The organism is Arthrobacter sp. NPDC097144 (assembly GCF_044762205.1).
Taxonomy (GTDB): domain Bacteria; phylum Actinomycetota; class Actinomycetes; order Actinomycetales; family Micrococcaceae; genus Arthrobacter_B.
Map to the genome: position 1 here is coordinate 249,719 of NZ_JBIWDW010000004.1, position 23,761 is coordinate 273,479.

Annotated in this window: 23 protein-coding genes and 1 pseudogene; 14 read left to right on the forward strand and 10 right to left on the reverse strand. The window is 66.2% G+C overall.

The features are described 5' to 3' along the window. Positions 1-170: 170 nt before the first annotated feature. From sigE to ACIQXM_RS11130, 4 genes and pseudogenes are all read left to right on the forward strand, one after another. A complete protein-coding gene (gene sigE, locus ACIQXM_RS11115) occupies positions 171-782 on the forward strand; it encodes an RNA polymerase sigma factor SigE (protein ID WP_400931382.1) in 612 nt (203 codons plus the stop codon). 5 nt (positions 783-787) lie between these two features. Further along, positions 788-880 (forward strand): annotated as a pseudogene (locus ACIQXM_RS11120) (zf-HC2 domain-containing protein); the annotation flags it as partial. A gap of 204 nt (positions 881-1,084) precedes the next feature. Continuing rightward, complete coding sequence (locus ACIQXM_RS11125; RefSeq protein ID WP_400931915.1) at positions 1,085-1,744, forward strand: hypothetical protein; 660 nt, start codon at positions 1,085-1,087, stop codon at positions 1,742-1,744. Between the two features lie 73 nt (positions 1,745-1,817). Beyond that, positions 1,818-2,240 (forward strand): Sec-independent protein translocase TatB, encoded by a 423-nt coding sequence (locus ACIQXM_RS11130; RefSeq protein WP_400931384.1) that lies wholly within the window; start codon positions 1,818-1,820, stop codon positions 2,238-2,240. A gap of 14 nt (positions 2,241-2,254) precedes the next feature. On the opposite strand, the gene ACIQXM_RS11135 is transcribed toward ACIQXM_RS11130, so the two are convergent. Genes ACIQXM_RS11135 through ACIQXM_RS11145 form a run of 3 tightly spaced genes read right to left on the reverse strand, consistent with a single transcriptional unit; the run spans position 2,255 to position 5,291 of the window. Beyond that, the gene (locus tag ACIQXM_RS11135; protein WP_400931386.1) at positions 2,255-3,397 is read right to left on the reverse strand and encodes an Mrp/NBP35 family ATP-binding protein; all 1,143 of its coding nucleotides are present in this window, start codon (positions 3,395-3,397) and stop codon (positions 2,255-2,257) included. A 3-nt stretch (positions 3,398-3,400) separates the two neighbouring features. Then, complete coding sequence (locus tag ACIQXM_RS11140; RefSeq protein WP_400931388.1) at positions 3,401-4,012, reverse strand: DUF1003 domain-containing protein; 612 nt, start codon at positions 4,010-4,012, stop codon at positions 3,401-3,403. After that, entirely contained in the window at positions 4,005-5,291 is a 1,287-nt protein-coding gene (locus tag ACIQXM_RS11145; protein ID WP_400931390.1) for a magnesium transporter, read from the reverse strand. The genes ACIQXM_RS11140 and ACIQXM_RS11145 overlap by 8 nt, the downstream gene beginning before the upstream one ends. 153 nt (positions 5,292-5,444) lie before the next feature. On the opposite strand from ACIQXM_RS11145, the gene ACIQXM_RS11150 reads away from it, so the two are divergent. After that, on the forward strand, positions 5,445-6,368 hold the full coding sequence (locus ACIQXM_RS11150) for a general stress protein (RefSeq protein ID WP_400931392.1): 924 nt from the start codon (positions 5,445-5,447) through the stop codon (positions 6,366-6,368). A 140-nt stretch (positions 6,369-6,508) separates the two neighbouring features. On the opposite strand, the gene ACIQXM_RS11155 is transcribed toward ACIQXM_RS11150, so the two are convergent. Next, the gene (locus tag ACIQXM_RS11155) at positions 6,509-8,035 is read right to left on the reverse strand and encodes an aminopeptidase P family protein (RefSeq protein WP_400931394.1); all 1,527 of its coding nucleotides are present in this window, start codon (positions 8,033-8,035) and stop codon (positions 6,509-6,511) included. Between the two features lie 175 nt (positions 8,036-8,210). Between ACIQXM_RS11155 and ACIQXM_RS11160 the strand changes: the two genes are divergently transcribed. Then, the gene (locus ACIQXM_RS11160; protein ID WP_400931396.1) at positions 8,211-9,059 is read left to right on the forward strand and encodes a PHP domain-containing protein; all 849 of its coding nucleotides are present in this window, start codon (positions 8,211-8,213) and stop codon (positions 9,057-9,059) included. Between the two features lie 4 nt (positions 9,060-9,063). On the opposite strand, the gene ACIQXM_RS11165 is transcribed toward ACIQXM_RS11160, so the two are convergent. Both ACIQXM_RS11165 and ACIQXM_RS11170 read right to left on the reverse strand, forming a co-directional pair. After that, positions 9,064-9,963 carry a DNA-methyltransferase gene (locus ACIQXM_RS11165; RefSeq protein ID WP_400931398.1) on the reverse strand — a complete coding sequence of 300 codons (900 nt, stop codon included), beginning with the start codon at positions 9,961-9,963 and terminating at the stop codon, positions 9,064-9,066. Positions 9,964-9,982: 19 nt separating this feature from the next. Beyond that, positions 9,983-11,602 (reverse strand): DEAD/DEAH box helicase, encoded by a 1,620-nt coding sequence (locus ACIQXM_RS11170; protein ID WP_400931900.1) that lies wholly within the window; start codon positions 11,600-11,602, stop codon positions 9,983-9,985. A gap of 340 nt (positions 11,603-11,942) precedes the next feature. On the opposite strand from ACIQXM_RS11170, the gene ACIQXM_RS11175 reads away from it, so the two are divergent. Both ACIQXM_RS11175 and ACIQXM_RS11180 read left to right on the forward strand, forming a co-directional pair. Next, positions 11,943-12,764, forward strand: coding sequence for a ferritin-like fold-containing protein (locus ACIQXM_RS11175; protein ID WP_400931400.1), 822 nt, complete (start codon positions 11,943-11,945; stop codon positions 12,762-12,764). Positions 12,765-13,033: 269 nt separating this feature from the next. Beyond that, positions 13,034-14,047: an SGNH/GDSL hydrolase family protein gene (locus tag ACIQXM_RS11180; protein WP_400931402.1), complete on the forward strand. Its 1,014-nt coding sequence runs from the start codon at positions 13,034-13,036 to the stop codon at positions 14,045-14,047. Positions 14,048-14,057: 10 nt separating this feature from the next. Here ACIQXM_RS11180 and ACIQXM_RS11185 read toward each other — a convergent pair whose 3' ends face one another. From ACIQXM_RS11185 to ACIQXM_RS11195, 3 genes are all read right to left on the reverse strand, one after another. Further along, a complete protein-coding gene (locus tag ACIQXM_RS11185; RefSeq protein WP_400931404.1) occupies positions 14,058-14,360 on the reverse strand; it encodes a hypothetical protein in 303 nt (100 codons plus the stop codon). A 74-nt stretch (positions 14,361-14,434) separates the two neighbouring features. Beyond that, positions 14,435-14,659 (reverse strand): DUF3107 domain-containing protein, encoded by a 225-nt coding sequence (locus tag ACIQXM_RS11190; RefSeq protein WP_290169651.1) that lies wholly within the window; start codon positions 14,657-14,659, stop codon positions 14,435-14,437. 47 nt (positions 14,660-14,706) lie between these two features. Next, on the reverse strand, positions 14,707-15,321 hold the full coding sequence (locus ACIQXM_RS11195) for a TetR/AcrR family transcriptional regulator (RefSeq protein ID WP_400931407.1): 615 nt from the start codon (positions 15,319-15,321) through the stop codon (positions 14,707-14,709). A gap of 116 nt (positions 15,322-15,437) precedes the next feature. On the opposite strand from ACIQXM_RS11195, the gene moeB reads away from it, so the two are divergent. Then, a complete protein-coding gene (gene moeB, locus ACIQXM_RS11200; RefSeq protein ID WP_400931409.1) occupies positions 15,438-16,628 on the forward strand; it encodes a molybdopterin-synthase adenylyltransferase MoeB in 1,191 nt (396 codons plus the stop codon). A gap of 33 nt (positions 16,629-16,661) precedes the next feature. On the opposite strand, the gene ACIQXM_RS11205 is transcribed toward moeB, so the two are convergent. Then, complete coding sequence (locus ACIQXM_RS11205; RefSeq protein WP_400931411.1) at positions 16,662-18,020, reverse strand: glutamyl-tRNA reductase; 1,359 nt, start codon at positions 18,018-18,020, stop codon at positions 16,662-16,664. Between the two features lie 157 nt (positions 18,021-18,177). On the opposite strand from ACIQXM_RS11205, the gene hemE reads away from it, so the two are divergent. From hemE to hemC, 5 genes are all read left to right on the forward strand, one after another. Further along, complete coding sequence (gene hemE / locus ACIQXM_RS11210) at positions 18,178-19,239, forward strand: uroporphyrinogen decarboxylase (RefSeq protein WP_400931413.1); 1,062 nt, start codon at positions 18,178-18,180, stop codon at positions 19,237-19,239. A gap of 2 nt (positions 19,240-19,241) precedes the next feature. Beyond that, on the forward strand, positions 19,242-20,804 hold the full coding sequence (hemG, locus tag ACIQXM_RS11215) for a protoporphyrinogen oxidase (RefSeq protein ID WP_400931416.1): 1,563 nt from the start codon (positions 19,242-19,244) through the stop codon (positions 20,802-20,804). Between the two features lie 74 nt (positions 20,805-20,878). Then, positions 20,879-21,598: a hydrogen peroxide-dependent heme synthase gene (hemQ, locus tag ACIQXM_RS11220; protein WP_400931417.1), complete on the forward strand. Its 720-nt coding sequence runs from the start codon at positions 20,879-20,881 to the stop codon at positions 21,596-21,598. A 2-nt stretch (positions 21,599-21,600) separates the two neighbouring features. Then, positions 21,601-22,800 (forward strand): ferrochelatase, encoded by a 1,200-nt coding sequence (locus ACIQXM_RS11225; protein WP_400931902.1) that lies wholly within the window; start codon positions 21,601-21,603, stop codon positions 22,798-22,800. Continuing rightward, complete coding sequence (hemC, locus tag ACIQXM_RS11230) at positions 22,800-23,756, forward strand: hydroxymethylbilane synthase (RefSeq protein ID WP_400931419.1); 957 nt, start codon at positions 22,800-22,802, stop codon at positions 23,754-23,756. Before ACIQXM_RS11225 ends, hemC begins: the two co-directional genes overlap by 1 nt. Positions 23,757-23,761 lie beyond the last annotated feature (5 nt).

Genomic DNA, 23,761 nt, shown 5'->3' on the forward strand with positions numbered 1-23,761 from the left:
CCGCACCGGGCAGGACCTGCGCCGCTGCCCTGCTCTGCACTTGTGCGCCCGAACTGAGGGTGCTAACAGAGAATTCCCAGATTGATGCGTCAACATTATATGCAGGATTACTGCAAGGGATTCGTTTCGCCGCGTGCGGGATGCCATTGCCCCAGGGAAGGAGGAAGACCTTGACGAACACGTCCCCAGCGCCAACCGAAGGCCCGGTGGAATCTGAGTGGGTTCGGCCCAGCTGGGAGGAAGTGGTAACGGCACATTCGGCCAAGGTTTACCGGCTGGCCTACCGTCTGACCGGTAACCGGCACGACGCCGAGGACCTCACCCAGGAGGTGTTTGTCCGTGTCTTCCGTTCACTGGCGAATTTCCAGCCCGGCACCCTCGACGGGTGGCTGCACCGCATCACCACCAATCTTTTCCTCGACCAGGCCCGGCGCAAGAGCCGGATTCGTTTTGACGGCATGACCGAAGAAGCGGAAAGCCGGCTGCCAAGCAACGGACCGGGGCCCGAGCGAAGCTTCGAGTTCAATAACCTTGATGTGGATATAGCCCGGGCTTTGGACGAGCTTCCCCCCGATTTTCGCGCGGCCGTGGTCCTCTGCGATCTTGAAGGGCTGTCCTATGACGAAGTGGCGAAGGCCCTCGGGGTTAAGCTGGGCACTGTCCGGTCCCGGATCCACCGCGGCAGGACCATGCTGAAAGAGAAGCTGGCACACCGGAACCCCACGCTCCGCCCGCAGAGCGCTCCGCGGCTCAAGCTTCCCCGAGTGGCGGGCGCCAGCTGAGATCCATGCGACATCCCAAACGCCTCTTGCAGGAGTACCTGGACGGCCAGGCAACCCCCGCCCGTGCTGCGGCAGTGCAGGCCCACCTCCAACGCTGTGCTGCGTGTCGAGCCGAAGCAGCCAGGGAACGCCGACTCCGCAGCCGCCTGCGTTCCCTGGAAGTACCGGCGCCCAGCCCGGATTTGCGTGCCCGGATTGAGCACACCGTACAGATAGCCGGGAACCGGACGGCCGGGAACGGGAGTAGCGGGGGCTATGCTGCCACACCTGCGTCTTCCCCTTCCAGAACGCATCGCCGCAGAATGCTAACGGCCGCCGGACTCCTCGCAGCGGCAGCCTGTACGGTTTTGTCCACTGCCTATCTCCTGGGTGGATGGGCGGAGAACCCGTCCCCCCAGGCGGCATCTCCGGGGTTGGCTGCCGGGTGGACCGAAGTCACCGGAGGCGAGGAGGCCCATGCGCTGGCCCCGGAGCAACTGGCGCAGTTGCGTGCACGCGGCTGGGCATGCCCCGAGCTTGCTTCCGCAGGCATGACCATGGTGGAAGCCAAGGCGGCACGCGTTGACGGCCAGCCGGCCGTGATCATGACGCTGGAAGGCAACGGCAGCACCGTGACTGTGTACGAGACACACCCCGATTCCTCGTCCGAAGAAGCAGCGGTGGACGGGGTGAGCGGACGCCCTGTGTCAGATGAGGGATTTGTCCTCCGGGAACAGGCTCCCGGCCGCCCGCAGGTTTGGACGCATCCGCAGCGTCCGCACCGGGCCATCCTGGCCTCCAGCCGGGTGACCTACACCGTTGACGCAGCGCCGCCGGGGGACGTCCTGGAGGAAGCTGTCGCCGAGATCTCGCTTTCAGAGTCTTCCCGCCTGGTGCTGCATTCGCCGGATACCGCCCAGGGCGTATGGGACCGCATCCGGAACGGTCTGGCCGTGATGGCCGGCGGAGGGCCGAGGGAATGACCGGATCTCGGACAGGGAATTGGAGTCGCCCGTCAACTGGCCCGGAGCGCTGCTGGAAAGGTAGTCTTCACAGGTGATCGGAATCAACGGCTATGAGCTGCTCGTCCTGGCAATCCTTGCCGTGGCGGTGCTGGGCCCTGAGCGGCTCCCGGAATATGCCTCCCAGCTTGCCCGTCTTGTCCGCGAAGTGCGGCGGATGGCCACGGGCGCCCGCGAGCAGCTCCGCGAAGAGGTCGGCCCGGAAATCGACGAGGTGGATTGGCGCAAGCTTGATCCGCGCCAGTATGATCCGCGCCGGATTATCAAGGAAGCCCTGCTTGACGATTTTGAGAACGCCGTAAAGCCCGTCAATACGCGGCCAGCCGCCGCCGCTCCGCGCGGCAGCACCCACGCCCCGGGAACGGAAAATGCGGCACCGTCTGCTCCGCCGGCGGTCAAACCGCTGATGCGGCTGCAGAACGGCGAGCGCGCTCCTTTCGACACCGAAGCCACCTAGGCCCGGCGGACAGCTCAGCGCGGCGAAACACCCAGCAGCAAACCGGACAATCCCCGGGGACGACGCGCCAGGGACGCTGCAATGCGCCGCAGCTCCGCGCCCGCAGAGCCTTCCACAGCGGCTGCCTCCGAGAGCACCACCGGTGCTCCGGCGTCCCCGCCCGTGCGCAAATCCACATCCAGCGGAATGCTGCCCAGCAGCGGAATGTCCTTGCCGAGCGCATCACTGAGCCGCTGAGCGACCAGGGCTCCTCCGCCTGAGCCGAAGAGCTCCATCCGTTCGCCCGTGGGCAGCTGGAGCCAGGACATGTTCTCGATGACGCCCGCCACGCTCTGACCGGTTTGGGAAGCCACTGTTCCCGCACGCTCAGCGACGTCCGCTGCGGCTGCCTGCGGCGTGGTTACCACCAAGATTTCCGACTGCGGCAGGAGCTGGGCCACGGAAATGGCAATGTCTCCGGTACCGGGGGGAAGATCCAGGAAAAGGACGTCGAGGTCCCCGAAATACACGTCAGTGAGAAACTGTTCCAACGCGCGGTGCAGCATGGGCCCGCGCCAGGCCACCGGAGCGTTGTCTGCAACGAACATGCCGATGGAGATGGTCTTGATGCCGTAAGCCACGGGCGGGAGGATCATTTCGTCCACCCGTGTGGGCGCCTGCGTGATGCCCAGCAGGCCGGGAACGGAGAACCCGTGCACGTCCGCATCCACGATTCCCACCCGCAGGCCGGCGGCGGCCATTGCCGCGGCGAGGTTCACGGTGACGCTTGATTTCCCTACGCCGCCCTTGCCGCTGGCCACCGCGTAGACGCGGGTGAGCGAGCCCGGCCGGTTGAAGGGAATGTCCTTGACGCCTCCGGGGCCCCGCAGTTTTTCCTTCAGGGCGGTGCGCTGATCAGGGGTCATGACACCAAGGTCCACCCGGACCCCGGTGATTCCCTCGACGCCGGACAGGACGCGCTCGACGTCGGCGGTGATCGTCTGGTGCAGCGGGCACCCGGCGATGGTGAGCAGCACGCCTACGGAGGCGACGCCGTCGTCGTCCACCGAGACGGTGCTGACCATCCCCAGTTCTGTGATGGGACGCCGCAGCTCCGGGTCCAGGACCGCATCCAGTGCGGCAAGGGCGCGGTCGGCGATCGATTGCAGTGGTGCCACGCTTTAGTTTTCCCTCCCGCCGGGATTGAGCTTGGGCATGTGTTCGATCACCGCGGACGCTCCCGAATTATCCGGACGGCGGCGCTGGCTGCGCCTCGAAGGACCATCATCGGACGAGTCGTTGGCTTCGAGTAGTTCTTCAAGGAGGCTGCGCAGCTCTGATCGGACGTAGTCACGTGTGGCGACTTCACGCAGGGCGATCCGCAGCTCCGCGATTTCCCGGGTCAGGTACTCGGTGTCCATCAGGTTGCGCTCGGCGCGTTCACGGTCCTGGCGAACGGAGACCCGGTCCCGGTCATCCTGCCGGTTCTGGGCAAGCAGCAGCAGGGGAGCGGCGTAGGAGGCCTGCAGGGAGAGCATCAGGGTCAGCACGGTGAAGCCCAGCGCTGCCTGGTCAAACCGGAGGGGTTCGGGGCCCCAGGTGTTCCAGGCCAGCCAGACGGCGCAGAAAACGGTCATGTAGACCAGGAACTGCGGCGTACCCATGAAACGGGCGAAATTCTCCGTGGCGTGGCCGAAGGCGTCCGGGTTGGGAGACAGCCGGGGAAGCCACCGTGTACGGGCGGTCCGGGGTGTATCCAGGCCGCTGGTCTGCGACTTGATTTTTTCAGCCATGGGTCCTTCCCTGCTTTGCATCTGTAGGGGCGTCGTCGGAGGCACGCCAGTCATCGGGGAGCAGGTGGTCCAGGACGTCATCCACTGTCACCGCCCCCACCAGACGGCCGCCGTCGTTGACGACGGGCAGCGAATTGAGGTTGTAGGTGGCCAGCATCCGGGATACTTCGCTGATGCTCGCGTAGTCCCGGACGGGTTCCAAGTCCGTATCAAGGATATTCCCCAGCGCTTCGGGGGGAGCCGAGCGGAGCAGCTGCTGGATATGCACCACGCCGAGGTAGCGTCCCGTGGGGGTTTCCAGCGGAGGCCTGCACACGTAGATGGAGGACGCCAGTGCGGGCGTCAGCTCCTCGCGGCGGACATGCGCGAGGGCTTCGGCGACAGTTGCCTCGGGCGGGAGGATGACCGGAACAGGGGTCATCAGCGACCCTGCGGTGTCTTCCTCGTAATTCAGCAGCCGCCGGACATCACGTGCGTCCTCGGGGTCCATCAGCTGCAGGAGCTCTTCCTTCTGCTCTTCCGGCAGCTCGTTGAGCAGGTCAGCGGCGTCGTCGGGGTCCATTTCCTCCAGCACATCGGCCGCGCGCTCAACGTCCAGGGACTGCAGGATCTGGACCTGGTCATTGTCCGGCAGCTCCTGCAGCACGTCGGCGAGCCGCTCGTCCTGGAGCTCGCTGGCCACTTCAATGCGTCGCTTGCCGCTCATTTCGTGCAGTGCGTCGGCGAAGTCCGCGGCCTTCAGGTCATCGTTCTGCGCCACAAAAGAGGTGGCCGCCTGGGGTCCGGAGGTGTCCCAGTGGATGATGTCCTTCCAATCCACGATCATCTGTTCGCCGCGGCGGCGCAGGGGACGCAGACGGGATTCCGGTCCGCCCCGGCGCACGAAGAGGTTGGAGACGTGCCAGTCACCGGCACGGTTCTGTTCAATGGCAATGTCTTCGATGGTTGCGGTGCCGCTGCCGTCGCGCAGCTCCACCCGGCGGTCAAAAAGCTCTCCAACCACCAGCATTTCGGCGCCGCGCTGATCAAAGCGGCGCAGATTCACCAGGCCGGTGCAGATGATCTGCCCCGGATCCATCGAGGTGACGCGGGTCAGCGGGACGAACACCCGCTTCTTTCCGGGAACCTCCACCACAATGCCCACGGCCTGCGGCGGGCGCCCGGGGCCGCGGTCCAGTACGACGGCGTCACGCAGGCGGCCCAGACGGTCGCCCAGGGGGTCGAAAACGTCGAGGCCGAGCAGGCGTGCGATGAAGACGCGGGTAGGATTTTTGCTCACATTCTTAGGCTACGTGGTGCCCGCCCCTTCCGCCGTATCGGGGGCCGCTGCCCGGCACCCCTGCCCCGACCCGGCGGGAGCGGTTCCGGTGCCGTTCGTTCACTTCGAGCGATACCTCCACCATGCCGGCCCGTTGTGGGAGAGAATGGACAAATGTCTAACCTCTTCGGTTCAAAGCCGCCACGCGATCAAGGCCGCGCCCTCCCTCAAGGGGAAACGGTGGGCCGCTACACCGCCTACCTGGACGCCCAGAAAGCAGTGGACTATCTGGCAGACAACAAGTTTCCGGTTCAGATGGTTTCCATCATCGGAAACGAGCTGAAGTCGGTGGAACGCGTCACCGGCAGTTTGTCCTACCCCAAGGTGGCACTGTCCTCCGCCGCCACCGGTGCCTGGTTCGGCCTCTTCGTTGGATTGGCGCTGATGCTTTTTGCCGGCGGAGAAAGCTATGTTTCCCTGCTTCCGCCCATAGCCCTTGGTGCTGTCTTCTGGCTGCTGTTCGGGGTGCTGGCCTATGCCCTTCAGCGCGGCAGGCGGGACTTCACCTCCATCAGCCAGGTGGTTGCCACCAGCTATGACGTCATCGTGGCACCGAAGGCTGCCAATGACGCCCGGCGGCTGCTTCAGCAGCTGCCGATGGTGGGACAGCACGGTCATCCGCAGCCCCCGCAGAACCGTCCTCCCTACCAGGGTCCGTATCAGGGTCAGGGTCCGTACCAGGGCCAGCAGGGCGGGCCCGCCGGCCCCGCACCGGAACGGCCCGCAGGATGGTCCGATCCCTACTCCGGCGGGAACGGCCAGAACCAGCCGGCCGGCACCGGAGCGCACAGCGCCGGCCACAATCCCGCTGCAGAGGCCCAGGCACCTGCCGCAGGGACGCCCCGCGGCCAGTTCCCCGATCTCCCTGACGGCCGTCCGCAGTACGGCGTCCGGCTTCCTGCCGCTCCTGCTTCGGCCCCCCGGAATGACCGGCCGAACCAAGACCCTGATGCCCCGAAGGCGCCGCCGGTTACTGCTGCACATCCCTCCGGTGAGGGACAGAATTCCGACGGCGACGCCGGAACAGGCAACAGGTAACAGCAGGCTTCAATAACGGCAGGCTTCATTAACGGCAGGCTTCATTAACGGCAGAGGCTCCGCACCATGGGTGCGGAGCCTCTGCCGTTATTTGCTCCCGGTGTCAGCTGGACGGCGGTTTCCGGGACGCCGGTGATGCGTTATTCGGCGGCGTAAATTCCGGCCATCCAGTTTTCGACATCTTCCGGGTTGCGGGGCAAAGCGGCGCTGAGGTTTACGGGGCCCTCGGCCGTGATCAGGATGTCATCTTCGATCCGCACCCCAATGCCGCGGTACTCCTCGGGAACGGACAGGTCCTCGTTCTTGAAGTAGAGGCCCGGCTCGATCGTGAACACCATTCCCTCGGTGATGACGCCGTCCAGATACAGTTCCTTGCGGGCCTGCGCGCAGTCGTGGACATCCAGGCCGAGGTGGTGGCTGGTGCCGTGCGGCATCCAGCGCCGGTGCTGCTGTCCCTCATCCGAGAGGGCCTCTTCCAGGGACACCGGCAGCAGGCCCCAGTCGGACAGGCGCTCGGCCAGGACCTTGACGGCTGCTGCATGGACATCGCGGAACTTTGCGCCCGGCTTGGCCGCAGCAAACCCTGCGTCAGCGGCGTCGAGGACCGCCTGGTAGATCTTGCGCTGGACCGGCGAGTAGGTGCCGTTGACGGGCACCGTGCGGGTGATATCGGCCGTGTAGAGGCTGTCCGCCTCAACGCCCGCGTCCAGGAGCAGCAGTTCACCGGCGTTGACGGTTCCGTTGTTGCGGATCCAGTGCAGGACGGTGGCGTTGTTGCCGCCGGCGGCGATGGTGTCGTAGCCGAGGTCGTTGCCTTCTTCCCGGGCGCGGGCAAAGAAGGCGCCTTCGACAACGCGTTCGCCGCGGGGATGGGCGATGGCGCGGGGCAGTGCCTTGATGACCTCGGTGAAACCGTTGACGGTGGCGGCTACTGCTGCCTCCATCTGCTTCACTTCCCACTCATCCTTGATCAGGCGCAGCTCGGACAGGGCTTCGGTGAGTTCGCCGTCCAGAGCGTCAAGCGCGCTGAGGTCCACGTTTTCGGGGTCCATGGCGGTGTTGTAGCGGACGGTGTCCACCAATGCATCGACCATCTCGTCCACTTTGCGGAGCAGGCGCACGGAGATGCCGCCGAACTGGGGGTCGCCCACGTTGTTGGTGATGGCTGTTTCGGCCTCATCCAGGTGGCGGGTCGGCAGGTCCAGCATGGCGCTGACCTGTTCCAGGCCCAGGCGTGAGCCGATCCAGAACGCGCCGTAGCGGGCATTGGAGTAGAACTCTTCGCTGTCGGTTCCGGCCAGCGGACGGAAGTACAGGACGGCAGTGTGGTTGCCGCCGTCGTCGCCCGTTCCCGGTTCCACCGGCTCCATGACCAGTACGGCGTCGGGCTCGCGGTCCAGGCCCAACCCGGTCAGGTGGGCAAAACCGGAATGCGGCCGGAAACGGTAATCCGTGTCATTGGATCGAACCTTCAGCGGCCCGGCGGGAATGACGAGGCGCTCGCCCGGGAAACGCTCGGACAGGGCACGGCGGCGCTGGGCGGCGTACGGGGCAACTTCGTCGCGGGCGGGAAGCCCTGCGGCGTCCTCGGCCCAGCCGGTGGACATAAATGCCTTGTAAGCCGCATTGGAGGGCTTTTGCGAGCGGTTGTTTACGCGGTCATCCAAGGGCTGCCCTTCGGACAACTCCCCGATTCCCGACGTGTCGGCGGTGGTCAATGGATTCGCATCAGTAGTCACCCTTCAATGGTCTCACTGAGCGGACGGGGCGGCCAAACACCACCGGAAGGTTCCCCCTGCGGGTCCACCCGCCGGAAAACGCCGGAGCAAGTAGATTGATCAGGTGAGAATCGACCTGCACACACACTCGACAGTGTCCGACGGAACCCAGCCGCCGGCGGAGGTGATGCGCTCAGCCAAAGAAGCCGGGCTGGACGCAGTGGCGCTGACGGACCACGACTCCACAGCGGGGTGGCAGGAGGCTGCGGACGCCGCACGGGAACTGGGCATCACCCTGGTGCCCGGGATGGAGGTGTCCTGCCGCAGCAGCGAAGGCATCAGCGTTCATGTGCTCTCCTACCTCCACGACCCCGCAAGCCCGGAACTGCTGGCAGAGATCGCCCGGTCCCGGTCGGCGCGGGTGTCCCGCGCGGAGATGATGGTCCAGCGTCTTTCTGAGGATTTCCCCATCGACTGGGAGCTGGTGCAGCAGCATGTGGCTCCCGGGGCCACCATCGGACGGCCGCACATTGCGGATGCGCTCGTGGCCGCGGGCGTTGTCCCGAACCGCTCGGCTGCCTTTTCCGGCATCCTTACGGCACGCTCACGCTACTTTGTGGCCCACTATGCCCCGGACCCGGCCCGCGCCGTCGAACTGATCCGGAAAGCCGGCGGAGTGCCCGTGTTTGCCCACCCTGTGGCCTCGTCGCGGGGCCGCGTGGTGGGTGAGCCGACGTTCCGGGAGATGATCGACGCCGGTCTCCTGGGGGTGGAAGTGGACCACCGCGACAATCCGGATCAGGGCCGTGCCTGGCTGCGGAAGCTGGCAGCGGAAAACTCCCTGCTGGTCACCGGCTCCAGCGATTACCACGGAACCGGGAAACCCAACCGGCTCGGTGAATGCACCACTGCGCCCGAGGTTCTGGAACAGATCGAGCTCCGGGCCACCGGGTCGCCCGTGATCCGGTCCTAAGGCGCTACACCGCTCCGGCTGCTGCTGACGCTGCTGCTGAGCCGAGGGAAACGACGTCGGCCGCATGCCCGAGCCGCTTGGTCATCACCTCGATGGCCTGCGGGTTGGCGTCCACGCAGACAAACTTGCGGTTCAGCTTGGCGGCAACGGCACCGAGCGTGCCGGACCCGGCAAAGAAGTCCAGCACCCAGTCGCCTTCACGGCTGCTGGCAGCTACGGTGCGCCGGAGCAGTCCCTCGGGCTTTTGCGTGGGATAGCCGGTCTTCTCCTTGCCGGTGGGAGAAACAATGGTGTGCCACCAGACGTCGGTGGGCAGCTTCCCCAGTGCCACCTTTTCCGGGGTGACCAGGCCCGGCGCCATGTACGGCTCGCGGTCCACTTCAGCATTGTCGAAGTGATACGAGGCCGGGTTCTTGACGTAGACCAGGATGTTGTCGTGCTTGGCGGGCCAGCGGTTCTTGGCCCGTCCGCCGTAGTCGTAGGCCCAGATGATTTCGTTGAGGAAACAGTCCCGGCCGAACAGGGCATCCAGCATGACCTTTGCGTAATGCACCTCGCGGTAATCCAGGTGCACGTACAGCGTCCCGTCGTCGGCGAGCAGCCGCCAGGCTTCCGCCAGCCGAGGCTCCAGGAAAGCCCAGTAGTCCTCAAACGCGTCGTCGTAGCTGGACAGCAGGCCCTTGACGGTGCTGTAGCTGCGGCCCTTGAAGCCGATGCGGTCTCCGCTGCCGTCGGTGTTGCGGACCATGGTGGTCTGCTGGCGTCGCTGGGACCGGCCGGTGTTGAAGGGCGGGTCCACGTAAATCATGGTGAAGGCGCCGTCCGGCAGGGTTGGCAGGAACACCGCGTTGTCCGCGTGTACCACCAGCGACCTGCCGGACGGTGACCAAAGGGGAATGCTCATGGGCTGTGGTGCTGCCCGGCTATTCGGCTGCGGGTGCTGAGTTGCCCACCACTTCGCCGTTGCGGCGGCGGGTGCGGCTGCGGCTGCGGCGGGGACGGTCCGCAGCGGTATCCGTGGCCGCAGCAGTTGCCTCGGCAGTGCGTGCGGGCGCTGCCTGCTGGTCATCGGAACGGCGTGAATCGTTTCGCTTTTCGGAGCGTCCACGGTCTCCGCCGCCGCTTCGGGGGCGGTCGCCGCGGGTGCCGCCGGCGCGTTTCCGGTCTCCGCCGCGGTTGCTGTCACGCGAACCGTCACGGGCAGGAGCCGCGGCGTTCTTCTTGCCGGTCTCGCCCAGGTCCTCAATCTTCTCCGCGTCGATGCCCGCGTGCGTGCGCTTGTTGCGCGGCAGCCGTCCCTTGGTGCCCGCCGGAATGTTCAGGTCCGTGTACAGGTGCGGCGAGGAGGAATACGTTTCCACCGGCTCGCCCTGGTCCAGGCCCAGGGCCTTGTTGATCAGGCCCCAGCGGGGAACATCGTCCCAGTCCACAAACGTGACGGCGGTTCCCTTGTGGCCGGCGCGGCCGGTGCGGCCTACGCGGTGCAGGTACGTCTTCTCGTCTTCGGGGCACTGGTAGTTGATGACGTGGGTGACGTCGTCGACGTCGATGCCGCGGGCGGCAACGTCGGTAGCCACCAGCACGTCCACCTTTTCGTTGCGGAAGGCCCGCATAGCCTGCTCACGGGCGCCCTGGCCCAGGTCTCCGTGCATGGCGGCGACGGCAAAGCCGCGGTCCGTCAGCTCTTCGGTGAGCTTGGCAGCGGTGCGCTTGGTCTTGGTGAAGATGATGGTGCGGCCGCGGCCCTCGGCCTGCAGGATCCGAGACACAACTTCGCTCTTGTCCAAGTTGTGGGCACGGTAGACAACCTGGCGGATGTCCTTCTTGGTCATGCCTTCATCATCGGGATCCGCTGCCCGGATATGCGTGGGCTTGGTCATGTAGCGGCGGGCCATGGCGACGACGGCGCCGGGCATGGTGGCCGAGAACAGCAGGGTCTGGCGTACTGCCGGAGTAGCAGCCATCAGCGTTTCAACGTCCGGCAGGAAGCCGAGGTCCAGCATCTCGTCGGCTTCGTCAAGGACCACAATGCGTACGTTCTTCAGCGAAAGGTGCTTCTTGTTGTACAGGTCGATCAGGCGTCCCGGAGTACCAACGACGATTTCCACGCCGGCGGTGAGGGCCTCGATCTGGGGTTCGTAGGCACGGCCGCCGTAGATCGTGACGATGCGGGCACCGCGGCGCTTTGCAGCGGTGGACAGATCCCCGGCCACCTGGACTGCCAGTTCACGGGTGGGGACCACGATCAGGGCCTGGGGAGCACCGGGAACGGCGAGGGACGCGTACGCTTCGTCGTCGGGCGCGATCACCCGCTGGATGGCGGGAATGCCGAACCCGAGCGTTTTGCCGGTACCGGTCTTGGCCTGGCCGATGATGTCATGGCCGCCCAGTGCAACGGGCAGCGTCATTGACTGGATCGGGAAGGGATGCGTAATCCCGGCCTCGGAGAGGGACTGCACGATGTCGGAGCGGACACCAAAGTCTGCGAACGTCAGTTCCGGGATAATGGCCGCTGCCTGCGAAGTGGCAAGCGTTTCGGCCACGTTCAAAGCTTCATTGCTGTCATCAGCGGTGAGGTGCCGGGTTTCGTCTACCTGGGAGAGTTCAGAGTTCAATTAAATACCGTTCAGTTAGGCATCGCGGCACCATGCTCAACGAGTGGCTGTGGAAGCCCATACCGGAGCTAATGGCGCGCGCAGGATGCGTCCAGCGGAAGCCGATCGCGGGCTAACAACTGCAGGTCCGCCGCGGTGCATCGGGCACGGGCGACGGCCAAAAATATCAAGATCGCGTAGGTATTGCGGGTCTGGCTAAGGTCTTTCAGAGATGTGTAAGACGACCGGGCATCCATTACTACCCTTTAAGTCTACCCGGTGGGCGGCGGTGACTGCGCATTGGCGGCGCAGGCGCGCTGAGCGTCAGATCCGCCGTGAACGGCCCGGCGGCACGGATTCGCCGCTGCGGGTTTCGTCCGCCCGCGGCGGTACGCTGGGTTCCATGACACACCGGACTCCTACCGAGCTTGATTCCGTTACTTCCCAGCCGGTTGCGGGCGGCATGTACCACCGGTTCCTGGCTGATCTTTTTGGAGTCATGGCTTACGGGGAGCTTTCTGCATTTGAACGCATGTCCTCCGATGCCAGGTTTTCCCCGACGCTGCACGACCGCACGGTTCTGGGTGGACTGGCGGTGCGCGAATACGAGCATTTTGAGCGCGTCACCGGGCACCTGCGAACGCTGGGAATCGACCCCGAGACGGCAATGCTGCCGTTCCAGGCGTCGCTGGATGCCTTCCACGACCGGACCAGGCCGGCGGACTGGTTTGAGTCGCTGATGAAGTTCTACGTCACCGAGGCCATCTCCGATGACTTCTACCAGCAGATCGCCTCCCGGCTGGATGCACTGACGGCCGAGCTGGTGCTGGGGCTTCAGGAGCCGCAGCCCGCGGGCGACATCCTGGAAGCCAGGCTCCAGCAGGCGCTCTCTGATGACCCGAGGCTTGCTTCCCGGCTCGCCTTGTGGGGCCGCCGGCTGGTGGGCGAGGCACTGACTCAGGCCCAGCGCGTGGTCCTGGAACGCGCGGTCCTGGGCGGGCTGCTGCAGGGAACGGACCAGGGACTCTGCGAGGATGAGCTGAAGCCGATGTTCGCTGCGATGACCCGCAACCATTCGCGCCGAATGAGCCGGCTGGGACTCACCGCCTAGCAGAAAGAATCCGCTGTTCCGGCGCTGGCGCGGCGCACCTGAGCCGGGCGGCGGCGGGTATACGCTGTGCCCGTCGGGTGGGGACTCTTCTCCCCGGCCCGAAGCCGGTCAGGATCGCCGGCGAAACCTTATCGTCCCCGGGGGGACAGTCTTTGGGGGACGGCATGGCCGGCAAATCTGCCTTGAAACGCACTGTCTTGAAGCGCACTGTCTTGAAGCGCACTGTGTTGTATGCCTGCGCAGCGGCACTGTCCGTGTCGGGAGCGTCGATGGACAGCTCTGCCCCGCGGCCGGATGAGCAGCGCGTTTCGGTGCAGGCCGAGGCAGGAGACGGGCAGGTGGCCGCCGAGGCCGAGGAAAGGCTTTCCATGTCCGGCCGGCAGGACCTAGGCGCCGTCGGAAAACTGGGGACAGGTTCGGAAGTTTCCGCCCGCCCCGACCGGCCCGCAGCATGTCCGGCACCGGTCGCCTGCAGCCGGCCGCTCCCCACGGAAGTGGTCCGCTGGACCGCCGAGACGGGAGCCGTGACCCTGAACAAATCGGTGGATGAGCTGAGCCGGCGGGAGGACTTTGCATATCTGGGACGGCCGTCGGGCTCCGAATACAGCAGCGCCGGGGTGTACCGCACCGACTTTGAGCATGGTGCTCTGATCCGTGTGCCGGAATTGAACCGGATCATGACCCTGGAAGCCAACGTCGCCGGATCGGCCGTCGTCATCGGCGACTCGCAGGCCGGACCCGGCAGCTGGATGGACCTGGGGCTGGCCGGGCTCGGCTACCGGACGTACCTGCGGGGCGCCGGCGGTACGGGCTATATCGCGGGCAATGGCACCGTGGGCAACTATTACACCGCCTTAACCACGCAGCAGTGGCTGCTGCCGTGGGGCAACCCCAAATTGGTGGTCCTCCAGGGCGGAGGAAATGATGCCGGGAGGGGAACAGATGCGGAGATTGCTGCCGAGGCGGCTCGCATGATCGGCGAAGTCCGCCGCACCTATCCGCACTCCCGCTTAGTGATGATCGGGGTCATTTCCTCCGGCAGCGATGCCTTCGGAAGCCAGCGCACTGCAGTGGACTCGCTGCTGGGCGAAGTGGCCTCGAAACACGGGGTGGAGTTCCTGAGCGTGGGGAACTGGTGGAGCAGGTTTGGGCTGGGCGGCTATCTTGAGCCTGACGGCCGGCATTTCACAGCCGCCGGTCAGAAAGCGGCCGCTGCAGTCCTGGCACGCGAACTTGGGGCCCTGCTCGCTGCCGGCCCGGGAAACACCGGAGCCGGCAGCTGAACCGGGACAACTAGAGGCGCAGCACCCGCTCGAGTTCGGCGGTGTCCCGCGCTTCGCGCCGGGGAGCAACCGCCAGCGCCGTAATGACTGCGGCCACCGCGCCGGCACAGGGCGGCAATGCCCACACAAGCCAATGAAGATCCGGATCCGATCCGGTGCCTCCCAGCTGCAGCAAAACCCACAGCACCATGGCAGCAGCCACGCAGACCCCCGGGAGCAGGAAAACTCCATAGCGGGACCGGCGGCGGTCCAGCGCCCGGATCAGGAAACCAGCCGACAGTGCGGCGAGCGCAGCAACCACCAGGCTGATCATTGTCCGGACTCCTGTGCGACGGGACGCAGTGTGCAGGTCCTCATCTGCGGACCCGCGCTGAATAACGAAGAAACCTACAGGGCGCCGAAACCGACGCGGCGGACCTCTTCGGCGCCGATTTCCACATAGCCGATGACTCCCGCGGGAACCATGATGAGGCGGCCCTTGTCATCCTTCAACCGCAGTTCCTTCTGGCCGTTCAGGGCCTCCGCCACGACGTCGGCAACGGCGTCAGCGCTCTGGCTCGACTCAAAGACGATTTCCCGGCCAACATTCTGAATGCCGATTTTTACTTCCACCGTGGTGCCTCCTGTATTAACGAAACGTAGCTGCTGAAAAATCTACTCTAGATTTCCTTGGGGAACCGGCTGATTCCGCGCCAAGCTAAACGATAGACAAGTTCGGAGGCCGCATCGATGTCCAGGTCTCCGTCCGTCTCGAGCCAATAACGGGCGCTGACCTGCGCCATTCCAGCCAGCGCACGCCCCAGCAGGGTTGCCTCCACGGGGGAGAGCTTGGTGTCCTCGGCAATGACGCCGGCGATGCTGGCCGCGAAGCGCGCATTGAATTCTTCGATTCGTGCGCTAATTTCCAGGTCATTCGTCAGATCGGACTCAAAAACCAGCCGGTGGCCCTGGCTGTCCTGGGCTACGAAACGGAAGTACGCCCGCATGGTTTCCCGCACCCGCAGTTTGTTGTCCGTAGTGGAGTTCAAGGCAGTGGTGAGGAACTCCGTCAGGGTTCCCAGATGATCCTCCAGCAGCGCCAGATACAGTTCCCGCTTGCCCGGGAAATGCTGGTAGAGAACCGGTTTGCTGACCCGGGCTGCCTCCGCGATGTCATCCATGGCCGCACCGTGAAAGCCGTTGCTGACGAAGACTTCCTGCGCGGCACTCAGCAACTGGCGCCGGCGTTCCTCCCGGGGGAGCCTGGTCGACTTGCCGGTTTGCTGGTTGCTCACGTGTACGGACCTCTCAAGGGCTGCGGGCCAAGGTGGCCGGACAATAGCCCCCAGTTTACCCACGGGTACTGCGTCCAACAGGTTCCGCAGCACGTTTGGGGACTAGATTGGGAGTCATGAGTGAGCCAAGCACAGCGCTGCCGCCGCTGGTGGAACCCGCGGCCGGACTGACGGACGAGGAAACACTGCGCTATTCACGGCACCTGATCATTCCGGAGTTTGGCATGCCGGCCCAGCAGCGGCTGAAGAATGCCCGTGTCCTGGTCATCGGCGCCGGCGGACTCGGATCTCCTGCGCTGCTTTATCTTGCCGCCGCAGGAGTGGGAACCCTGGGCATTGTCGACGACGACGCCGTGGACGCCTCCAACCTGCAGCGCCAGATCATCCACGGAGTGTCCGACGTGGGCAGCTCCAAGGCCGAGTCCGCGCGCCGCAGCATCCATGAACTCAATCCCCTGGTGCACGTCCGGCTGCACACGGTGCGCCTGGACGTCACGAATGCCCTGGAGATCTTCGCGGACTATGACCTGATCCTGGACGGCACCGACAACTTCGCAACCCGGTATCTGGTCAATGACGCGGCGGAGATCCTCGGCAAACCCTATGTCTGGGGTTCAATCCTGCGCTTTGACGGCCAGGTCAGCGTGTTTTGGGGCCGGCACGGGCCCACCTACCGGGACCTCTATCCCGAGGCTCCGCCGGCCGGTTCGGTACCTTCCTGTGCTGAAGGCGGGGTGCTGGGCGTGCTCTGCGCCCAGATTGGCGCTGTCATGGTCAATGAAGCCGTCAAACTGATCACCGGCACCGGAGTAACGCTGCTGGGCCGGGTCCTGGTGCTCAATGCCCTGGACATGTCCTGGCGCGAAATCCGGGTCCGCAAGGACCCGGCAGCGGTGCCGGTGACGGAGCTGGAAGCGGATTATGACGCTTTCTGCGGGCTGCCGGCCAACGCCGGAAGCGAGGACAGCCGGGAGGAGGTTCCCGCCGTCGGCGTTCGGGAACTGCAGCAGCTGCTCGCAGCCCGGACCGCGGGGGAGCGGGACTTTGATCTGCTGGATGTCCGGGAGCCCGGGGAATACGCCATCGTGAGCATCGACGGCTCGGTGCTGATGCCGCGGTCCGGAATACTCTCCGGGGAAAGTCTTCCCGAGCGCGGCCGAGACCTGTACGTGCACTGCAAATCCGGCGGGCGCTCAGCGGAAGTGGCAGCGTTCCTCATAAGCCAGGGTTACGAGCGGGTGTTCAACGTTTCCGGCGGAATCCTGGAATGGGTGCGAGACATCGAACCTGCGAAAACCCTGTACTGATTCCGAAACCCCTTTACGGATTCCGGGCCTGGTTCAGGCGGAGGCGGCGGTGTCCGTGCCGTCTTCGGACGCGGAGGAGCCGGCGTCGGGCCTTCCGTGTTCTGCGTGGGGCGATGCCGGGCGCCGGCGTTCCACCGGCTGGTCAGGGGTGATTCCAAACAGGGCCTCAAGGCCCTTGATGTAGTCATCCTGCTGCCCGCTGGCCGCAAGTTCACGGGCACGGACAGTGGGAACGTGCAGGAGCTGCTTGACCATGCGGCGCATGGCGAACTCAACTTCCTCCGCCGCACCGGTGCAGCCGTGCTGGGCACGCACCTTTTCCAGCTCGGAATCCAGGACGTTCAGGGTATGCCGGCGCAGGGCCACAATGGCGGAGTCCATCTGGCGGCTCAGCTGGAGCTCGGAGAAGGCCTTGGCTGCGTCGGCCACAATGCCGCTGGCCTGCTTGAGCGATTCGGCCTGTTCGGCCGGGGCCGCCAGCCGCACGGACTCCAAAGTGATCAGGTCTACGCCGTCCACTTCGCGGACATCGGGGTCGAAGTCGTGGGTCAGGGCGAGGTCGATGATGATCAGCGGCTTGTTGCTGGCGGAGCGGACGCGGCGGATGTCCTTGGCTCCCACCTGGCTTTCGCTGCCGCTGCAGCCAATTACGACGTCCGCTGCAGCCAGCGCTGCCGGCAGCGATTCACGGGTCAGCGGAGTGCCGCCGCGCGACGCGGTGAAGGACTCGGCGCGGCCCGAGGAGGAATAGACGCTGACGCGGGTGCAGCCGCGCTCCTTGAGCAGGGCCATGGTGGCTCCGGCATAGGCGCCGGTGCCGAACACCACAACATCCTTGGCGGACCAGTCCGCGTCCATGGACAGGTCGGTGGCCAGCTCCAGCGCCACGGACACAATGGAAAGCCCCCGTTTGCCGAGGGCTGTCAGTGCTCCAACATCTTTGGCTGTGCGTGAGGCTGTCTGGAAAAGCCGGGTCAGGCCGCCGCTGGCGGTGCCTTTTTCCTGGGCTTCGATCAGGGCCCGCCGGACCTGGCCGGCGATTTCGCGTTCGCCCACGACGGCGGAGTCCAGCCCGGCTCCAACGGCGAAAAGGTGCTTCGCCACTGATTCGCCGGTATTCGTGGCGAAGGAGCGGGACACCAGATCCTTGGTGAGTCCGGAGTGACGGCTGATTTCTGCGACGACGGCAGAGCGGGCTGCTTCAATGTCCGCCTCCGACTTGGCCTCGCAGTAGACCTCAAACCGGTTGCAGGTGGCCAGGACCACGGATCCGGTCACCGCCGATCCGGTTTCTAGCAGGGAGGAAGAGACCTGGGAGGCGCCGGCGCTGAGGCGGGCAACGGTTTCCAGATCAACATCGGAGTGCGTCGCAATAAGTGAAAGTAGAACCACAGTGCCTCAATACTAGCCACCGTCGTCGGAATCACCCCAATAGGACGCCCTTACCTGGGCCCTTTTGGACCGTGTTTCCCGTCACCGTAAAGCTACGGAAAGGCTCGTCAGGACCGCCCGGTTATCCTTCACGAAGAATTTTGGAGAGAATCAGGGTATGACTCTTAGCGCCTCTCATCCGCTCATGGATGGCCGCACGGCCGATTCCCCCCTGATAACGGCATACCGGGGTGGAACTCCGTCCCGCCGGCCGGTCTGGTTCATGCGCCAGGCCGGAAGGTCGCTGCCGGAATACCGCAAGCTCCGGCAGGGCATCGCCATGCTGGATTCCTGCCTGGATCCGGCGCTGGCTTCGGAAATCACCCTGCAGCCGGTCCGCCGGCACGACGTCGATGCCGGCATCTTCTTCTCGGACATCGTCATTCCGCTCAAGCTGGCCGGCGTGGACGTGGACATTGTTCCCGGCGTGGGACCCGTCCTGGGGACCCCGGTGCGCACCGCAGCGGACGTTGCTGCCCTGCCTGTCCTGACCGAGGAGGCGCTGGAACCCATCCGTGAGGCTGTCCGGCTCACCGTGGCGGAGCTGGGAAAAACGCCGCTGATCGGTTTTGCCGGTGCCCCCTTCACGCTGGCCGCCTACATGGTGGAGGGCAAGCCGTCCCGTGACCACCTCGGTCCGCGCACCATGATGCATGCTGACCCCGAAGCCTGGAGCGCCCTCACCCGGTGGGCGGCCGATGCCTCCGGGATGTTCCTGCGTGCGCAGCTTGAAGCAGGGGCAAGCGCAGGGCAGCTCTTCGACTCCTGGGCCGGCTCGCTGGGCCTGGCTGACTACACCGCCCATGTGGCCCCGGCCTCGGCCCGTGCGCTGGATCATGTCCGGGACCTCGGAGCGCCTCTGGTGCATTTCGGCACAGGCACCTCCGAGCTGCTCGGTGCCATGCGCGACGTCGGCGTGGACGTGGTGGGCGTGGATTACCGGCTGCCGCTGGATGAAGCCAACCGCCGCCTCGGCGGGACCACGCCGCTCCAGGGCAACATTGACCCCGCGCTGCTGAACGCTCCCTGGCCGGTCCTGGAAGCACACGTCCGTGAGGTACTGGCTGCCGGAGCCGCCGCGCCGGGCCACGTGGTCAACCTGGGCCACGGCGTTCCGCCGGAGACGGATCCTGACGTCCTGACGCGGGTGGTCGAGCTCATCCATTCGGTGGAGCCGTAACCATGCCGCACCGTCCCGTTCTTCCCCATTTCTCCACGGCACTGCCCCATTTCCCCCCAGCACGGAAAACCGCTGTGGAGACTGAGGCTGCAGAGCCGGCGCCGCCGCGCGTCAGCGCCGTAGTGGTGGGCGGCGGTATTTCCGGACTGATCGCAGCCCGGGACCTGGCCCTCAGCGGCCTGGCCGTGACGCTGTTTGAGGCCGGCACCGAGCTGGGCGGGTGCGTGGGCACCCACCAGGTGGCGGGGCTGACGCTGGACAGCGGGGCCGAATCTTTCGCCACCCGCTCGCGGGCGGTGCCTGAACTCATTGAGGAATTGGGGTTGGGTGACGCCGTCGTGGCTCCCGTTCCGGGCGGAGCCTGGCTGCAGCTGGCCGGGGATGACCTTCCGTCCGCTGCCCAGCGGATGCCCCAGACCGGCTTGCTGGGCATTCCGGCCGACCCCCGTGCTCCGGAAATTGTCCAGGCCATTGGACGCACCGCGGCCGCACGGGCAGCCCTGGACAAGGTGCTGCCCGTGGGCAGCCTGGCCCGCCGGGAGACCGTGAGCCTGGGCGAAGTGGTCCGGGCGCGGATGGGCGAGGTGGTGCTGCGCCGCCTGGTGGCCCCCGTAGTGGGCGGTGTGTACTCCTCGGATCCTGATGTCCTGGACGTGGACTCGGTGGCGCCGGGACTGCGCGCAGCGCTGGCCAAGCACGGCTCCCTGGCCGCAGCAGTGGCCTCCATGCGTGCCTCGGCACCCGCCGGCTCCGCTGTAGCCGGACTGTCCGGAGGCATGGGCATGCTCACCCGTGCCCTGGAAAAGGAACTGGTGGCCCTGGGCGTCAATCTGCGCACCGGCACACCCGTTGCCGCCGTGGAGCGGCGCAGCGGCGGCGGCTGGCTGGTTGCCCCGGCTGCAGCCGACCCGACCGCCGGGGCCACGGTGTCCGCGGACGTTCTGGTGACCGCCACCGACGGCCCCTCCGCCGTGGACCTGCTGGCCGGAAGCGTTCCGGAACTGGCGGCGGCCCGCCCCGGTCCCGGACCCGGCGTCGCCCTGGTCACTCTGGTGGTGGACCAGCCGGACCTGGACGCGCACCCCCGCGGCACCGGGATCCTGGTGGCCGCGGACGCTGAAGGCGTGGATGCCAAAGCCCTGACCCACGCCACCGCCAAGTGGCAGTGGCTTGCCGACTCCACCGGACCGGGAACGCACGTGCTGCGGCTCTCCTACGGGCGGGCACTGAGCGCTGCGGACGCTGCCGCTGCGTCCCGGCCCAGCGCTGTGGACCGGAAGGACGATGACCTCTTTGCCCAGGCCCTGGCGGACGCGTCGGCACTGCTGCAGGTGCCCCTGGGTGTCGATGATGTTGTGGGCTGGGACGTTGTCCGCTGGGTCGGCGCCCTGCCCTCGGCCGCCGTCGGGCACCGTGACCGGGTGGCCTCGGTGCGCGCCGCAGTGGAAAAAGTGCCCGGCCTGGAAGTGGTGGGTGCCTGGCTGGCGGGAACCGGACTGGCTGCCGTCACTGCCGATACCCGCACCCGGATGACCCGCCTGCTGGAGCAGCTGGACCGGGTGTGACATTAAGCACTTTCTACAAGAAGTAGAAGTGGAGTATTTCGTCTAAGGCTGTCCAAAAGGGCAGACTGTTAATCATGAGTGAGCCCATGGGTCAGAGCACCGCAGAAACAGCCGTCACCGAAGAACAGTTCTTTACCCTCTGGACCGTTTTCAAGCGGTCCGCCGCGGGTGGAATCACCGCAGCGGCTGAGGATTCCGAGGAAAACGTCAGGGCCTTTGAAGCGCTGGCTGCCCAACTGGCTGATCGCCACGTAACTCTGCGCGGACTGTACGACGTCTCCGCGATGCGTGCCGACGCCGACGTCATGGTGTGGCTGCACGGCGGCCGCGCCGAGGACCTGCAGTCCGCCGTCCGCGACATCCGCCGCTCCGGCCTCTTCACCGGCACGGAGATCGCCTGGTCCGCCATGGGCGTGCACCGCGACGCCGAATTCTCCAAGAACCACTGGCCCTCCTACGCACGGGGCATCGATCCGGAAGCCTGGATCTGCGTCTACCCGTTTGTCCGCTCCTACGAGTGGTACCTGCTGCCCGCCGAGGAACGCGGCAAGATGCTGCGCGACCACGGCATGCTGGGCCGCGAATTCCCGCAGGTCCTCGCCAACACGGTGGCTTCCTTTGCACTGGGGGACTGGGAATGGATCCTGGGCCTGGAAGCTCCCAACCTGGTTGACCTGGTGGACATGATGCGCCACCTGCGCTCCACCGAGGCCCGCAACCACGTCCGCGAAGAAATCCCCTTCTATACCGGCCGGCGCATTGCCGCCGCCGAGGTCGCCGAGGTACTGAAATGACGATGTCCCTGAACCACGACTCCGCTGAGCCCGCTTCCTTCAACCCGCTTGAGGGTGTCGACGAGAACGGCCGGATGGAACCAAAACATTACGACGCCATCCTGCTGGCCTCCTTCGGCGGTCCGGAAGGGCAGGAAGACGTCATTCCGTTCCTGCGCAACGTCACCCGCGGCCGGGGCATCCCGGACGAGCGGCTGGAGGAAGTGGCCACCCACTACCGCGCCAACGGCGGCATCAGCCCGATCAATGAGCAGAACCGCGCGCTGAAGGCAGCCCTCGAGGGTGAGCTGAAGCGCCGCGGCATCGACACACCGGTGCTCTGGGGAAACCGCAACTGGGCCCCGTACATCAAGGACGTGCTGCAGGAAGCCTATGACACCGGCTACCGCCGCCTGCTGATGGTCACCACCAGCGTGTACTCCTCGTACTCCAGCTGCCGCCAGTACCGCGAGGACCTGGGCATGAACCTGCTCGCCACCGGACTGGACAAGAAGCTCCAGGTGGACAAGGTCCGCCAGTACTTTGACCACCCGGGCTTCGTGGAGCCGTTTGTGGAGGGCGTCCGCGACTCCCTGGCACAGGTCCGCGAACAGCTCGCCGCTGCGGGCAAGGCAGACGGGAAGGTCGAGATCCTGTTTTCCACGCACTCCATTCCCACGGCCGACGCCGAGGCCTCCGGCCCGCGCGACCGCGAGTTCGAAGAGGGCAGCGCCTACGTGGCACAGCACCTCGCCAACGCCCGGGCCATCATGGACCGCATTCCGGAAGCTGCCGGGCTGGACTGGCAGCTGGTCTACCAGTCCCGGTCCGGATCCCCGCACACCCCCTGGCTGGAACCGGACATCAATGACGCCATCGCCGAGCTTCCGGCCAAGGGCGTCCAGGGCGTCGTCATCGTGCCGCTCGGTTTTGTCAGCGACCACATGGAGGTCCTTTGGGACCTGGACACCGAGGCAATGGACACCTGCAAGGAACTGGGCCTGGCCGCGCACCGCGCCCCCACGCCCGGCATCCATGACACCTTCGTTGCCGGCCTGGTGGACCTGCTCTGCGAGCGCACCGTCGAGAACAACATTTCCGACCGTCCGGCCCTGACCAAGCTCGGACCCTGGTACGACGTCTGCCGCCCCGGCTGCTGCGCCAACCTGCGCGGCGAAAAGCCCACCATCGCGGGCGCCGATTCCACTGTGGGGATTCAGTAGTGGCTCATTCGCCGGTCCTGATCGGAACCCGGGGCAGCGCCCTGGCCGTCACCCAGACCACCACGGTGGCCAACGCGCTTGCTGAACTGGGAGGCTTTGACGTTGAGCTGGTCCGGGTCCGGACCGAGGGTGACATCAACCGCGCGGCACTGTCCCAGATTGGCGGCACCGGCGTATTCGTGGCCGCGCTGCGGGACTCGCTGCTGCGCGGAGACTGCGACGTCGCCGTGCACTCCCTCAAGGACCTGCCCACCGGGCCAGCGGACGGCCTCACCATCGGCGCCATCCCGGCGCGGGTGGACGTGCGCGACGCGCTGTGCGCCCGCGATGGCCTGACCCTGGCCCAACTGCCGGCCGGTGCGCGCGTGGGCACCGGATCGCCGCGGCGTGCCGCGCAGCTGCGTTCGGCACGTCCTGATCTTGAGGTCGTGGACATCCGCGGCAACGTGGACACCCGCCTGGGACGCGTGGCAGGGCTGGTTGAGGGCGCCCCCGGCGACCTCGACGCCGTCGTGCTGGCTGCCGCGGGACTGGCCCGCCTGGGCCGGCTGGCGATGGTTTCCGAATTCCTGGACCCCTCCGTCATGCTGCCAGCCCCGGGCCAGGGCGCGCTGGCCGTGGAATGCCGCACCGCCGATGCCGCGGAAGGTCCGCTGAGCCGAGCGCTGGCCGTCTATGACAACAACGCCTCCCGTCTGACGGTGACTGCCGAGCGGGCGCTGCTGAACCGGCTGGAAGCCGGCTGCACCGCTCCCATCGGCGCGCTTGCCACCCTGACCGACGAGCGCCTGCACCTGGAAGCAGTGGTCTGCAGTGACGACGGCGGTAAGGTGCTGCGGCGTTCGGCCGCCACCGCCGAACTCGGCGAAGACGGTGCCCGGGCCCTGGGCATCCGCCTGGCCGAGGACCTGCTCGCCGCCGGCGCAGCATCCCTGACGGATCTCGCAGTCAGCTAATGTCC